Annotated in this window: 15 protein-coding genes; 6 read left to right on the forward strand and 9 right to left on the reverse strand. The window is 67.9% G+C overall.

The features are described 5' to 3' along the window. Window positions 1-152 precede the first annotated feature (152 nt). The 3 genes from EP7_RS01510 (at window position 153) to EP7_RS01520 (ending at window position 2558) form a co-directional block, all read left to right on the forward strand. The gene (locus EP7_RS01510; protein WP_463525789.1) at window positions 153-578 is read left to right on the forward strand and encodes a hypothetical protein; all 426 of its coding nucleotides are present in this window, start codon (window positions 153-155) and stop codon (window positions 576-578) included. Between the two features lie 381 nt (window positions 579-959). Next, complete coding sequence (locus EP7_RS01515) at window positions 960-1985, forward strand: DUF1559 family PulG-like putative transporter (RefSeq protein ID WP_463525790.1); 1026 nt, start codon at window positions 960-962, stop codon at window positions 1983-1985. Window positions 1986-2084: 99 nt separating this feature from the next. Next, on the forward strand, window positions 2085-2558 hold the full coding sequence (locus EP7_RS01520; RefSeq protein WP_463525791.1) for a hypothetical protein: 474 nt from the start codon (window positions 2085-2087) through the stop codon (window positions 2556-2558). 66 nt (window positions 2559-2624) lie between these two features. On the opposite strand, the gene EP7_RS01525 is transcribed toward EP7_RS01520, so the two are convergent. The 8 genes from EP7_RS01525 to EP7_RS01560 all read right to left on the reverse strand — a co-directional run bounded on the left by EP7_RS01525 (window position 2625) and on the right by EP7_RS01560 (window position 9661). Then, window positions 2625-3707: a sulfate/molybdate ABC transporter ATP-binding protein gene (locus EP7_RS01525; RefSeq protein ID WP_463525793.1), complete on the reverse strand. Its 1083-nt coding sequence runs from the start codon at window positions 3705-3707 to the stop codon at window positions 2625-2627. A gap of 55 nt (window positions 3708-3762) precedes the next feature. Next, window positions 3763-4650, reverse strand: a complete 888-nt coding sequence (locus EP7_RS01530) for a sulfate ABC transporter permease (RefSeq protein WP_463525794.1) — start codon at window positions 4648-4650, stop codon at window positions 3763-3765. Continuing rightward, window positions 4640-5464, reverse strand: a complete 825-nt coding sequence (gene cysT, locus EP7_RS01535) for a sulfate ABC transporter permease subunit CysT (protein ID WP_463525795.1) — start codon at window positions 5462-5464, stop codon at window positions 4640-4642. Before cysT ends, EP7_RS01530 begins: the two co-directional genes overlap by 11 nt. After that, entirely contained in the window at window positions 5464-6606 is a 1143-nt protein-coding gene (locus tag EP7_RS01540; RefSeq protein ID WP_463525796.1) for a sulfate ABC transporter substrate-binding protein, read from the reverse strand. The genes cysT and EP7_RS01540 overlap by 1 nt, the downstream gene beginning before the upstream one ends. A gap of 65 nt (window positions 6607-6671) precedes the next feature. After that, complete coding sequence (locus tag EP7_RS01545; protein ID WP_463525797.1) at window positions 6672-7121, reverse strand: RrF2 family transcriptional regulator; 450 nt, start codon at window positions 7119-7121, stop codon at window positions 6672-6674. Window positions 7122-7245: 124 nt separating this feature from the next. Continuing rightward, complete coding sequence (locus tag EP7_RS01550; RefSeq protein WP_463525799.1) at window positions 7246-7608, reverse strand: hypothetical protein; 363 nt, start codon at window positions 7606-7608, stop codon at window positions 7246-7248. Continuing rightward, the gene (locus tag EP7_RS01555; RefSeq protein ID WP_463525800.1) at window positions 7608-9053 is read right to left on the reverse strand and encodes a DCC1-like thiol-disulfide oxidoreductase family protein; all 1446 of its coding nucleotides are present in this window, start codon (window positions 9051-9053) and stop codon (window positions 7608-7610) included. The genes EP7_RS01550 and EP7_RS01555 overlap by 1 nt, the downstream gene beginning before the upstream one ends. Beyond that, window positions 9038-9661 (reverse strand): hypothetical protein, encoded by a 624-nt coding sequence (locus tag EP7_RS01560; RefSeq protein ID WP_463525802.1) that lies wholly within the window; start codon window positions 9659-9661, stop codon window positions 9038-9040. Before EP7_RS01560 ends, EP7_RS01555 begins: the two co-directional genes overlap by 16 nt. Window positions 9662-10056: 395 nt before the next feature. On the opposite strand from EP7_RS01560, the gene EP7_RS01565 reads away from it, so the two are divergent. The 3 genes from EP7_RS01565 (at window position 10057) to EP7_RS01575 (ending at window position 12936) form a co-directional block, all read left to right on the forward strand. Beyond that, window positions 10057-10719, forward strand: a complete 663-nt coding sequence (locus EP7_RS01565) for a hypothetical protein (protein WP_463525803.1) — start codon at window positions 10057-10059, stop codon at window positions 10717-10719. A gap of 356 nt (window positions 10720-11075) precedes the next feature. Further along, window positions 11076-11900, forward strand: a complete 825-nt coding sequence (locus EP7_RS01570) for a glycosyltransferase family 2 protein (RefSeq protein ID WP_463525804.1) — start codon at window positions 11076-11078, stop codon at window positions 11898-11900. 160 nt (window positions 11901-12060) lie between these two features. Then, entirely contained in the window at window positions 12061-12936 is an 876-nt protein-coding gene (locus EP7_RS01575; RefSeq protein WP_463525805.1) for a class I SAM-dependent methyltransferase, read from the forward strand. 15 nt (window positions 12937-12951) lie between these two features. Here the strand turns inward: EP7_RS01575 and EP7_RS01580 are convergent, their stop codons facing one another. After that, window positions 12952-13857, reverse strand: a complete 906-nt coding sequence (locus EP7_RS01580) for an RluA family pseudouridine synthase (protein WP_463525806.1) — start codon at window positions 13855-13857, stop codon at window positions 12952-12954. Window positions 13858-13997 lie beyond the last annotated feature (140 nt).

A 13997-nucleotide genomic window follows, 5' to 3' on the forward strand; every position in this document is an offset into this window, starting at 1 on the left:
CCCCGTTCAGGATCATTCGAACCGCGAACGATGGCCGAGCCAGTGCCGCCGCGTCGGTGTGGCTTGGCCTTGCGATCGGCCTGATGTTGGCGGGTTGCGGAGAGAACTCGCCGCCGACGACGGACCCTGCCGCGTCAACGGGCGACGATTCGGTGTTCCAGTTGCCACCGGGCTTCAAGACGGTCGACCTCCCGCTGGAGAAGCGGAAGGAAGTCTTCAGGGAGGCCCACGGGATCCGGGCCCTGGCGGTGCAGGAGGCCAATCTGGAGTTGCCGATGGACGAGGCGAGCATGCCCGTCAACGACTCGGCCGCGTTCGACAAGCGCATGGCCGATCACAGGGCGATCATCGAACGCGTTCTTGGCAAGAACCTCGCCGCTCTCGCCGAGAAATATCAAATCAGCGTGCCCGATGTGGAGAAAATCGAGGAAGAAGCGAGGCGACTCCGCTGGCCGCCTCCCCAGGAACCCGTGCTCGAGGCCGAGCCACAAGGGGCCGACCGTAAGGTTCAACCGGAAGACGGTACGACCGTCGAGAAGAAAGACGTACCCCAGCCCGGGAAGAATGGGGCGAAGTAAGGCGGTTCCGGCGCGGGACGGGGGCTCCATGCAGACTCGGAAAGGCCCTGGCCTGGGGCCGATCGGTTCGTGAGTCTGTAGAAAATCGGTGCTTGACGCGCGTGCCCGGCGGAATCACAATCCAAAGTTCGAGGCAGAAGGCGTTTTACTACGTTTCGACCACGCCAATAAATTGACGGCCCGCACGGGCTGATGGATTCGCTCCTCATGCCGGGCGGTTCAACAGCTCGTGCGTCGGGTCGCGGCGATGCTGCGCCGCGAATTGATTTGATTGACGCGGGGTCGATTTTTTAAACAGCCCAACCCGGCCTCGATTGCCTCATTGGTTCCCCGGACGGAACGTCCTCTTCCCGGTGTTCTTCTTTTCCGGAGGTTCAGGCCATGTCGAGCCAGAAGTCGCGAGGTTTCACGCTCATCGAACTGCTGGTGGTGATCTCGATCATCGCGGTCCTCATCGCCCTGCTGCTTCCCGCCGTCCAGTCGGCCCGCGAGGCGGCCCGGCGCGCCCAGTGCATCAACAACCTCAAGCAACTCGGGCTCGCCGCCCACAATTATCACGACATCGGCGGCCGATTCCCGACGACGATGTACCTCCACCCCGTCTTCGGGCCCAAGAGCGGCATCGCCTGGAACAACAGCAGCTTCCTGGTGCAGATGCTGCCCCAGCTCGAGCAAGGGCCGCTGTATAACGCCGTGAATTTCAGCATGATGATGGGCACGTATGTCGACAGCGGCTGGCGGTGGAACGCGCAATATGGCGCCGGCGACCCCAACATGACGATCCGAGTCACGGTCCTCAACGCCTTGATCTGCCCGTCGGACGACAGCCCGAACATCGACAAGAACAACCCCGACGACCTGAGCGGCCTCGACGCCGCGGGGACGTCCTACGTCGGCAACATGGGCGACAACTGCCTGGCGTGCGGCGGCGGCCTCAACGACCGGCTCGGCCAGGTCATCCTCTGCAACGACCTGAACCTCCCCTGTCGATTCCCCCAGCTCGGCCATGCCCGCATCACCGATGAGCAGACCGATAACGGGTCGCCGGCGGGCAGCGGGATTTTCTGGGCCTGGGGGGCCAACGTCAGCCTGAACATGGTGGGCGACGGGACGTCGAACACGCTCATGATCGGCGAGCAGATCCGCAAGACGACCGTCTGGAATGCCTGGGTGGGCGGAAACGCATCGATCGGATCGACGGCGGTTCCGCTCAACTACAAACTCCCGGTCCCCGAAGTCGGCAACTGGACCCGCCAGTACTCGTTCAGGAGCCAGCACCCCGGCGGGGCGAATTTCGCCATGGCCGACGGCTCGGTGAAGTTCCTCAAGAGCACGGTCAACTTCAACGTCTACCAGGCCTTGAGCACCCGCTCACAGGGCGAAATCCTCTCGTCCGACGCGTACTAACAGCCGCCCTCCGTGCGTCTCACTTGCGTCCCGGCGAAATGCCGTCTCGGCCGCGTGCCAGGGCGGCATTCCGCCGCTTTCGAGGAGAATCCGCCCGTGATGCGCCTCCATCCACCCTCACTCAGTCCACGGATCACGCTCGGGCTCGGGCTCTTATTCGGAACGCTCGCGGCCGGCTGCGGCTCGGACGGTCCGACCATGGGGCGGGTCTCGGGAACGGTCACGGTGATCGACGGTGAGCCACTCTCCAAAGGCACCGTAACCTTCATCGCGACGGACACCACTCGCCCCAACGCCACGGGGACCATCGGCGATGGTGGCTACTATACGCTTCAGACCACCGAGCCGGGCGATGGCGCCGTCGTGGGCGACTACAAGGTCGCCATCTCCGACGTCGATTCCACTCAGTTGAATACGGCCTTACCCGGGATGCCGGTCAAGGTCCCGAAGTCGGCCATCGCCAAGACCTATTCGGACCCCGACAAATCGGGCCTGACGGCGACCGTGGAGGCCGGGAGTAACACCAAGAACTTCGAAGTGAAGAAGGCGGCGGCGACTGCGGCCGCGAAGTGACCCGAGCCTCGCGGATCTTGGATCCGGACGAGACGATTCGCCCGGATCCTTCGCCTTAACACCTCATCAGATGACGTAGTCTTCCACGAAGGCGGGGCGGTCGTGGAAGACCTTCAGGTCTCGAGGGTCTCTGGGGGTGACGTAGACGTCGTCATTCAGGGCCAGGGCTAATTCGAGGCTTCGCTCGCGGGTCATCTCCACCTGAAGGCGGGTGCCGTCGGTGAGGTCGAGCTCCAGGCGCACCAGGCCCCCAAGCGGGAGGAGGCGGGAGATGCGCGCGGCCCAGGCGGGGCGGCCGTTGAGGTGGCGGCTGATCTCCAGGTCGTGCGGCCGGACATAGGCCACGACCGGCCCGTCGTCGCCGGGGATCTCCAGGGCGAGCGGCTGCTCGTCGGCCTGGTCCATGCCCAGGAGGGTCTCGCGGGAGAGGACGTTGACGGCCCCCAGGAACTGGGTGACGAACGGGCTGGCGGGCTTCTCGTAGAGGTGCTGCGGCGGCCCCTTCTGCTCGATCTTGCCGTGGTTCAGGACGACCACCTGGTCGGCGACCTCGAAGGCCTCCTGCTGGTCGTGGGTGACGATCAGGGTGGTGAGGTGGTCCTCGTCGTGGAGCCGGCGGAGCCACGATCTCAGCTCCTCGCGGACCTTGGCGTCGAGGGCGCCGAAGGGCTCGTCGAGGAGCAGGACCTTGGGCCGGGGGGCCAGGGCGCGGGCCAGGGCGACGCGCTGGCGCTGGCCGCCCGAGAGCTGCGACGGGTAGCGATTGGCCAGGCCTTTGAGCTGGACCAGCTCGAGCAGCTCGTCGACCCTGAGATTGATCTCGGCCTTGGGGGGGCGCGGCTTGCGCACCTCGAGGCCGAAGGCGACGTTCTGGCGGATCGTCATGTGACGGAAGAGCGCGTAGTGCTGGAAGACGAATCCGACGCCCCTGGCCTGCACGGGCAGGTGGGTGGCGTCCTCGCCGGTCAGCTCGACGCCCCCGGAGTCGGGCGGCTCGAGCCCCGCGATGATGCGCAGGATGGTGCTCTTGCCCGACCCCGACGGGCCGAGCAGGGCCACGAGCTGGCCGGCGGGGACGTCGAAGGAGACGTTGTCGACGGCGATGAAGTCGCCGAATCGCTTGTTCAGGTTGCTGACGATGATCGCCACGTCTGGATCTCTCCTCGCCGAGGGGCGGTACGGTCCGGGGGGTGCCCCTCGGGGCTCATTCTTCGCGCGCCGCGACGCGTTTGCGCACGGCTTCCATGGCCAGCAGAAGGGCGAACGAGAGGCCGGCCAGGGCCACGCTGGCGGCGTAGGCCCCCTCGGTATTGAAGCTCTCGATGCCGTCGTGCACGTAGAGGGTGGCCGTCTGGGTCCGGCCCAGGATATTGCCGGAGACGACGAGCAGGGCGCCGAACTCGCCGAGCGAGCGGGCCACCGTCAGCGTCACCCCGTAGGCCAGGCCCCAGCGGATCGAAGGCCAGGTAACCAGGCGGAAGGTGGTCCAGCGGCCGGCGCCCAGGGTGTGCGCGACCTCCTCCTGATCGAGGCCGAACTCGCGCAGGACGGGCACGACCTCGCGGACGACGAACGGCAGGGTCACGAACAGGCAGGCGAGGACCATGCCGGGCCAGGCGTAGACGACCCGGATGCCGGCGAGTTCTAGCCAGGGGCCGAGCCACCCTTTCGGGCCGAAGACGATCACCAGCATCAGGCCCGCGACGATCGGCGAGACGGCGAAGGGCAGGTCGACCAGGCTGTCGACCAGGGCCCGGCCGCGGAACCGATGGCGGACGAGGACGACGGCCAGGCCGAGTCCGAAGAGTGTGTTGACCACGGTGGTCGCCGCCGTGATCGCGATGGTCAGGCCGAAGGCGCGTTGGGCGTCGGCGGAGGCCAGGGCCTCGTAGAACGGCCGGGCGCCGCCCGCGAGCGCGGCCCTCACCAGGGCCAGGCCGGGGACCAGGATGAGCAGTGCAAACCAGCCGACGACGGCGGAGGTCAGCAGCAGGCGGACGAACGGCGACGATCCATGTCCGCGGTGACTGACTCGCGCGGCGCGGGGCTCGACGGCGGAGATCAGGCTCGGGTGTGTCGGCTCAACGGCCATGGTCGCCTCCAGGCCTGCGTTGCAGCAGGTTCAGGGCGAGCAGGACGCCGAGGGAGCAGGCCAGCAGCACGGCCGAGACGACCATCGCGCCGTGGCGGTTGCCGCTCTCGATCTCGCCGAAGATGTACATGGGGCTGGTCTTCGTCTCCAGTGGACGGTTGCCCGCCACCATGATGACGCTGCCGAACTCGCCCAGGGCCCGGCTGAACGAGAGGCCCGCGCCGGTGACGATGGCCGGCCAGAGCGTGGGCAGGGTCACCCTGCGGAAGGTCGTCCAGGGGCTGGCCCCCAGCGTTGCCGCGGCCTCTTCCTCGGCGTCTTCCATCTCGTACAGCACCGGCTGGACGCTGCGGATGACGAATGGGTAAGTGACGAACAGGAGTGCCAGCACGATGCCCGGCGACTGGTAGATCACCCCCCAGCCGTGCGCACCCAGGATGGCGCCCAGCGTGCTCGTCGGGCCGTAGAGGGCCACGAGCATCAGGCCGGTGACGACCGTGGGGACGGCGAACGGCAGGTCGATCAGGGCATTCATCGCGCCACGGCCGGGGAACGGGTAGCGGACCAGGACCCAGGCGGTGGCCGTGCCGGTGATGATGTTGACGACGACCATCGCCAGTGCGGTGATGATCGTCAGCTTCAGGGCGTGCCAGGCGAACGGATTGGACAGCTCCTTCCAGAACGCCGCGGGGCCCAGGTTGCAGGCACCCCACGCCAGTGCGACCAGCGGGAGCACGACCATGACGCCCAGATAGGAAAGCACGCCCCCGCGGATGGCCAGGCCGCCGGGGGAGATGGATGGCTCGGTTCGCATCAGCCGGCCCTCCCGCCGGTGCCCAGACGCTTCGGGGCGTCGTTCGTCTTGGGGGCTTTGGTGGTGAAGAGCTTGTCCCAGACCCCGCCGGGGTCGTACACCGACTTCTTGATCTTGGGCCAGCCCCCCAGGTCGGCCATGCTGAACAGCTTCAGGGGGAGCGGGCGGCGGTCTCGCGTCGGGTCGAGCGGGCGGAAGCCCCAGTCGACGAGCAGGTCCTGCCCCTCGTCCGACCGCATGTACTCGAGGAAGGCCTCGGCCACCTTGCGGTTGCCGTGGCGTTTGACCGAGTCCTCGACGATTGCCGCGGGGCTCTCGATCTGGAGGGTGGAGGCCGGGATCACGTAGGGGACGGCCTCTCCCTTCAGCTTGTCCTGGAGCAGCAGCTCGTTCTCGTAGGTGACCACGGCGTCGCCGGTCCCACGCTCGAACGTGGCCATGCTCTGCCGGCCCGACGAGTCCATGTTCACGACCCGAGCCTGGACGCGTCTGAGGAGGTCGACGGCGGCGGCGGGGTCGGGCTTGTCTTTCCCCTCGCGGAGCATGCCGGCGCCGTAAATCGCGTTGATGTTCCAGCGGGCGCCGCCGGACGTCTTGGGGTCCGGGTAGAGCACCGAGACGTCCGGCTTGGCCAGGTCGTCCCAGACGGCAATCTTCTTGGGGTTGCCGGGGCGGACACCGATCACGACCAGGCTGCGGGTGACCATCCCTTTGCCCGGCCCGTCCTTCCAGGTCTTGTCGACCAGGCCGGCTTTCACGAGGTTGTCGACGTCGCTCTCCAGCGAGAGGATGGCGATGTCGGCATCGAAGCCCGAGGCGATGGCGCGGCTCTGGGCACCCGAGGCGTTGTACGACTCCTCGAACCGGACGACGCGGCCCGTCTTCGCCTTCCATTTCGCGGCGAAGGCGGGGAGCAGGCCCTGGTGCAGGGCCTCGCGGACCACCGAGTAGGCGCCGATGGTCAGCACGTCGACATCCCGGCCCTGGTTCGCGTCGACCGGGGCGCAGCCCGCGACGGGTAGCATCAGGGTGGCGCAAGCGAGGGCCGCCGCAAGGGCGACGGGCTTCGTTCGTCCGGCTGGGCCCCGATCGTTGGCGCCTTCGCGACTGCCGGCGTCGGCTGCGTCTGGGCGTCCGCTCATCTCCGCACCTTTCCCCTACGCATCGCGGGCCCCTTGGCCCTCCGGATGGGAGGAGAGGTCCCGCGTCAGATCGTCCAGTCGCCGACGTAATCCCGCGAACGCTCGCGGTTTTCCTTGAGCAGGTCGGCAAAGGTGGTCTGGTCAACGACGTCGGACATCGATTGCCGGAGGCGGCACCAGAAGCTGAAGAAGTGGCAAGCCCCGTGGAACTCGCACTCCTTCTTGCGCGACTGGCTGACGCAGTCGACCGGCGCGATCGGCCCGTCGACGTACCTCATCACCTCGCCCACGGTGATCGACTCGGCCGGCTTGGCGAGGCGGTAACCCCCCTCGGCACCCCGGCGACTGACGACGAAGCCGCCCCCCTTCAACTGCCCGAGGATCACTTCCAGGAACCGGACGGGGATTAACTCACGCTCGGCGATCACGGAGATCTTGAGCGGCTCGGTCCCCCCGTGCTCGGCGAGCGCGTAGACGGCCCGCAGCGCGTAGTAACACTTCGACGACAGGCTCATCGACGGGCCCCCGGCTGAGCGGATGAATCATCCACAAACCGACCAACCAAGTCAAGTTGATCGCCGTCTTCCCGGCCCGTCGCGGAGATCTGGCCGGGGGTCGGCCTCGCGCCCAGTTCATTCATCAAGGGGTCCTGCCATGGGAATCGCCGGGGGCCTGGCCCAGGTCGAAGGGGTCGAGCGGTATGGCGGCGTCGAACTCGAAGCTGGCGAGCTGCTCGCGCAGGCCTTTCGGCTCCAGGGAGAGCAGCCCGCGGCGGCCGGCGCACGCCAGGCAGAGCTTCTCCTCGTTGTTGCGCAGGTAGATCTCGCCGTCATTGAGCCGGTGGTAGTAGTCCTGGCCGGGAGCCATCGCGTAGCAGAACTCGCGTTCGCTTCCGACCTTATGCTCGACGCGCCAACCAATTTCGCCGACGAAGAGCCTGGGCGTCACGGCCGCGGCGGCGGGGACCTGGGCGGCGGAAAGCTTGGTCACGATGTCGCGCATCAGGGGCGTCTCCCCGGTCCGGCGGTCTGGGCGGCTTCCTGGGTCTGGGGCCCGTGCAGGCCGCAAGTTTCGTCGGTGCAATCGCCGTCGCGTCTGCGTGTCGACGCGATCCGATTGTACACCAGTCGCCCCGCCCAGGCCACGCCGGGCAGTCCTCCCAGGACGGCCAATGGACAGGTCAACGGCAATCTCCGGGCCATCGCCCGCACCGCGTCGTAGCCGCCCCTCACCTTGCCATCTGGCCCGACCCACTGCATCGCCGCGGTGCAGGCCTCGCGCGTCAGGGCCGGGTGGATGGTTCTGAGGTCGGCCACCGCGTTAAAGTCGATCGGGTCGAACGACCGGTCGAGGTCGGCCGCAAGGGCGACGGCCATGGTGGACCGACATCGGGGGCACCTGCCGTCGTAGAGCACCTTGCCGGAGTCGGCCGGCCAGTCGCCGGCGATCAGTGACCGTAGCCAGGGGCCGGACGCGAACGCAAGGCACCCCGCGATCATCGCCAGGCTGAACGTGGTCAGGCCCAGCATCAGGCCGATCGAGGCGTGCATCACCAGCGCAACGGCCAGGCCCAGCGGGCGCAACGGCTTGATCCACAAAAGGATAGGAAGGCCCAGCTCGAGCAGCAGGCCGGCGTGAGTTGCCGCCTCGATTAGCCGAGGATAGGCGGCCATCCAGGAGAGGTCGAACAGGCGAAACTCGGCCGCCGAGATCAGGCCCCAGGCTGCCTGGCCGTTCCACCAGGGCTCGCCTCGGAGCTTGGCCAGCCCGGCGCTCACGTAGATGAGGGTCAGGTGGAGCTGGATCAACCTGAGGGCCAGGTTCGCCCCGACGCTCGGCGCGGGCACGCCGCTGCCCAGGGCCGACCACCGCGGGGCCACATGGTTCGCCCCCTCCTTGCGTTGCCGGCGTGCCTCGGCCAGGGCGGGCCGCAGGCGAGCGAAGAAGCGGTCGACCGACAGGGCCTGTCCGCTGGAGAAGGTCGCGGCCAGGTAGAGCGCCCAGGTCGAGACGATCTGGTCGAAGCCGAAGAGCAGGACCGGCGTTCGCCTGGCGGTCGACACCGCGATCATCCAGGCGAGCACCGCCGTCGTCCGGCTGAACAGCCCCAGGGTGAACATCGTCAGGACGACCAGGCAACCCAGCCAGGCCGGGAAGAGCCAGGCGTCGGGCACGTGCAGCCAGAGCGACCAGCCCCAACCCCCCTGCTCGGCCAGCACCTGGCGGGCCACTTCGGGGTCAACCCAGCCGTCGGAGCCGAAGAAGGCCCTGAGGTCGAAGGCGCCGCCGACGGCCAGGCTCCAGAGCAAGAGCAGGCCGACCACGATGCGGACCAGGGCCAGCGGGGTTGGGTCGGCCGCCCTGAAGAAGAAGGAGTCCCAGGCGCGGGCGAGCCCAGGGCCCAGGCCAGCGGCGTAGCGCCCGAGGTCGATCAGGAAGCGTCGCACGGGAACTCTCCGATCCGTTCGGGCACCGTGTAGAACTCGGGGGCATCCAGGTCGACCCGTTCGCCCGATCGGAGCAGCTCTCGAACCCGATCCTGCGGCGGGATCAGGTGCAACTGGACCGCCAGGCTCACCGACTTGCAGCCCGGATGCGTCTTGCCGAGATGCCTGGCGAACGACCGGGCCCATCGAGCCTGCGCAGGATCTCCGCCGGCGGCCCTGACGGCCTCGAGCTCGCCGATCAGGGCGTTGGCCAGCGCCAGGTGGCGCTGGTATCGCATCCTGGGCCACATCCCACGGTCGGGAAGGCGGACCGTCTCGTCGGGACGGCCGTCGGCGTAGCTCAGCGTGGCGATCGCCACCGGCGTGGGCGGCGGCTCGGGGGCGTAATAGCGATACGCATATCCCTGGTCAATCGCCTGGTAATAGGGAGAGAACCCCTGGGCGACCTCCCGCTCAAGTCCCGACGCCGGGGGCACGGCCAGCGAGCCCGCCAGGATCGCGACGATGTGAACCGCCAGGGCGATCGAGACCACGACCCGCAGCGATCGGGACCAGGTTCCCCCCGTTGCGCTGCCCACTTCTCGAAAATTGGCCGTCTCGTTGCTCATCATCGATCCCTCAGAGATGGTCGCCCGCCGAACCGACGCGATCTCGATTGGCGCATCATCGCAGTTGAGATCCCAGGCAATCTTACCCCCAAGCGGGCATTTCGGCGAAGATCCGCCGATTTTGGGGAGATTCCCCCGGCAGAAGGACTAGTTGTCGGAATCTATCCAAAGCCCGCGAACTCTCTATTCCTCCAAATGGATTGCATCTTCAAGTTCTGTGGATTAGAATCTGCATAGGCTGAGGCGAGTCTGCCGGTCGGGGGATTCGAGCCGGGTCTGATGCGCAGGTCGGCGGCGTGGGTCGTCGGGTGTCGTTCGGGCACGGTCGCGGGAGCTGGGGATGATGACATCCTGGGCCCCGCCGCACCATTTGACGGACATCGGGGAGAATTAAGATGCAGGGAACCGTGGTGATGTTGATGGCCCTGAGCGGCCTTGGTTGTCATGCCAAGCACGCGGCTCCGGTCTCGTCCTGCTATAGCAGCTCTTGCTACAGCGGCAGCTCCTGCTACAGCGGCGGCTACGCGCCGGTGCTGAGCTACTCGGCGAACGTGGGCGGCTGCGGCACCTGCGAGACGACGTCGTACGCGTCGTGCTACTCGTCCTGCTACAGCAATTCCTGCTACAGCAGCGCTTGCTACAGCGGCGGCGGCCACGGCCACAAGGCGTTCAAGCGCCGGACGGGCCTCTTCGGCTGCTTCCGCAAGAAGCAGGCGAGCTACGACAGCTGCAATAGCTGCGGGCTGGGCGTCGTCGGCGACCTGGGCTACTCGGCCCCCGTCTTCGGCACCTACACCGACGTGGTCCCTTCGGGCCAGTACATCTCGTCGGGCCAGGGCTACAGCGCCCCGGTCGTGAGCTCGGCCCCCGCCGCTGCCTCCGAGCCCGTGGCCCCGGCCCCGCCGGTCCCGGCCACCAGCGAGCCGGTCGCCCCGCCGACCCCCGCTCCCGTCCCCGACGCCGTGGTTGCCCCGCCGACCCCCGCCCCCGCGGTGGTCGTTCCCCCGGCCCCCGAGACGGTCATCCCCGCCGCCCCCGAGCCGAAGAGCACCATCTGAATTGGCGTCGGCCATCTGCGGCCGACACGCAGCGATCGATCGGACGCGACCCGCCTCGCCACGGCACCCGCCGTTGGCCGTGGCGGGTCGCTTCGTTTGGTAGGGGCCCGTGGCCGGCCTCGCCGACCTTTGCTCCCGGCGGGCGGGTGAAGCTGCTTCCTTGCCGCCTCGGCTTGGCTTGGCTTATACTCCGAAGTCCCCCGCGGAGCGGACGTCGATCTCGTCCCCGCGGGCCCGTCGAGGCCGCATCGAGCGGCATGGAGCCGATCCGTCCGCGGACCGGGGCCCCGCTCACGCCCCCTCGCCGTCGTCGCCCACGTCAGGAGCCGGACGTGCAAGTTGATCTGCAAACAGGGATGTTGACACCCCCCCTCGACGAGCAAGAGCGTAAGGACTGGCTCCTGCGCGCCCTGGGAGAGGACACCTGCCGGCTCCTGGGCATCTACCGGATTCCCGAAGACCTGACCCTCTCGGTGGTCATCCCCGTCTACAACGAGATGGCGACCATCCACGAGATCCTGGCGCGGGTGCGCGCCGTGCCGATCAAGAAGCAGATCATCCTGGTCGACGACTGCTCCAAGGACGGCACCCGCGACCTCTTGCGCACCTGGGTCGAGACCGAGCCCGACCTGACCATCCGCTTCCACGAGGTCAACCAGGGCAAGGGGGCCGCGCTCCGCACCGGTTTCCAGCACGCCACCGGCCAGATCGTCATCGTCCAGGACGCCGACCTGGAATACGACCCGGCGCAGTACCTCGCGCTCATCCAGCCGATCCTCGAGGGCAAGGCCGACGTCGTCTACGGCTCGCGGTTCATCGGCGACCACCATCGGGTGCTCCACTTCTGGCACTCGCTGGGCAACAAGTTCCTGACCCTCCTGTCCAACTGCTTCACCAATCTGAACCTGACCGACATGGAAGTCTGCTACAAGGTCTTCCGCCGCGAGGTGCTCCAGGGCATCACCCTGAAGAGCAACCGATTCGGCTTCGAGCCCGAGGTCACCGCCAAGGTCGCCCGGTTCCACGTACCCGCCACCGAAGGCCGCCCCGCGCGCCGCTGCCGGATCTACGAGATCCCGGTCAGCTACAACGGCCGAGACTACCATGAGGGGAAGAAGATCGGCTGGAAGGACGGCGTGCAGGCCCTCTACTGCATCGTCCGCTACGCCTTAGGCGACTGAGCCCGGACCGGTTCCCCCCTCCGCTCGACCGGTCGACGCCCGCCCGCCCGGCGCGAGCCGATTTCATGGCGGACGGCTGTCGCCACGCCTACGATAAGGGTCGAGACCCGTCCCTGCGCCTCGGTCGGGGACTCGAGATCCAGCCGGAGGGGGTTCCCCCATGCCAAAGCCCGCGACCCGATCCGCCGCATCGAGCCTTCTCTGCCTGTTCCTGTCCTTCGGCCTGACCGGCGACGCCTTCGGCCAGGCCCCGCCGGCAGTCGACGAAGTCGCTCCCGCCCCGGCCAGGAAGGCACCCGCGAAGAAGGGGGCGCGGAGGGCTCGCGCGGCCGACGGGCCGAAGATGTACATGGGCCGGGCCATCGCGCCGGTGATGACCTTCCAGGGGGCCGAGTGGCTGGTCAGGCCCGAGCGCGAGCAGGAAGAGCAGCCCGAGAAGATGCTCGACGCCCTGAAACTGAAGGCCGGCGACGTGGTGGCCGACGTCGGTGCGGGGGTCGGCTACACCAGCCTGCGCATCGCGCGCCGGGTGGGGCCCAAGGGGTTGGTGCTGGCCACCGATATCCAGCCCGAGATGATCCAGATGCTCAAGGCCAACGCCGCCGAGTTCGGCGCCACCAACGTGCGGCCGGTGCTCTGCACGCCCACCGAGAGCAAGCTCCCGAAGGGCAAGGTCGACCTCATCCTGATGGTCGACGTCTACCACGAGTGCGACGACCCCGAGGCCGTGCTGCAAGACCTGAAGCAAGCCTTGAAGCCGGGCGGCCGGCTCGTCCTGGTCGAGTTCCGCGGCGAGGACCCCGAGGTCCCCATCAAGCCCGAGCACAAGATGACCGTCGCCCAGGTGCGCAAGGAACTCGAGCCGCAGGGCTACAAGCTCATCGAGACGCACGAGTTCCTCCCCTGGCAGCACATCCTCATCTTCGAGACCGCCAAGGATGCTGCCGCCGAGGCCAAGTCCAGGCCCAAGGATGGCGCGACGCAGGCGCCCGAGACGCCGAAGGACGAGCCCAAGGCGTCCGAGCCGCCAAAGTAATTGATCTCGGCCCGCTCAGCCCCCCGCGCCGGCGATCCCGTAGCGTTTGCGGAGGTCGACGATGAGGTCGGACAGGTCACGCGGCAAGGGGGCCTCGACCTGCACGTCCAGGCCGGTCATGGGGTGGCGGAAGCCGAGGGTCTGGGCGTGCAGGGCCTGGCGGCAGAAGTAGGCCTTGTTCTTGACCTGATTCCTGGGCCTGTAGACGGGCTCGCCCACGACCGGGTGGCCGATCTCGGCCATGTGGATCCGGATCTGGTGCGTACGCCCCGTCTCCAGCCAGCAGGCCACCAGCGACGCCACCGGCCCGAAGTGTTCCAGCACTTTGTAGTGCGTGATCGCCGACCGCCCCTCGCCGGGGGCACGCCCCACCAGCCGCCTGAGGTCGCCGCGGTCGGTGATCAAGGGGAGGTCGATCGTCCCCTCCTCGCGCATCGGCCAGCCTTCGACCACGGCCAGGTATTGCCGCTCGATGTCGTGGGCCCGGAAGAGCTGCTGGAACTCCTTCAGGGCCTGCGGGGTCCGGGCCAGCGCCAGGGCCCCCGACGTGTCCTTGTCCAGCCGGTGCACGACGCCGATGTACGGCTTGACGGTCCCGTGCCGCAAGGTAAGGTACTTCCCCGCCCGTTCGAGCAGCGTGTCCCGCTCGCGGTCGGGGGTCGGCATCGTCAGCACCCCGGCGGGCTTGTCGACGATCAGGAGGTGCCTGTCCTCGTGCAAGATCCGCAGCCGGCCGGCCACCTTGCGGGCCTTGGGCCTGCTGGGGAAGAAGGCCACGGGGGTCTCGGCCGTGACCGACCGCCCGGGCTCGTCGCAGCGCTCGCCGTCGACGTCGATCCTGCCGTTGAGCACGGCTTCCTGCGCGGCGCGGCGAGACAGCTTGAAACGTTCGGAGACGAGTTTATCCAGGCGTTCGGTCATGCGTCGGTCGACTAAGCTCGGGATTCGAACGGGTGCGGTCGCGAGGCGCGCGGATGTCGCCCGCGAATCCAGCTAAGTCTATCGAGATCCGGCCGGCCCGGCTACTCCACGGGCCCGCTCGCTACAAACCGGAGCGACCG

It is taken from the genome of Isosphaeraceae bacterium EP7 (assembly GCA_038400315.1).
GTDB lineage: Bacteria > Planctomycetota > Planctomycetia > Isosphaerales > Isosphaeraceae > EP7.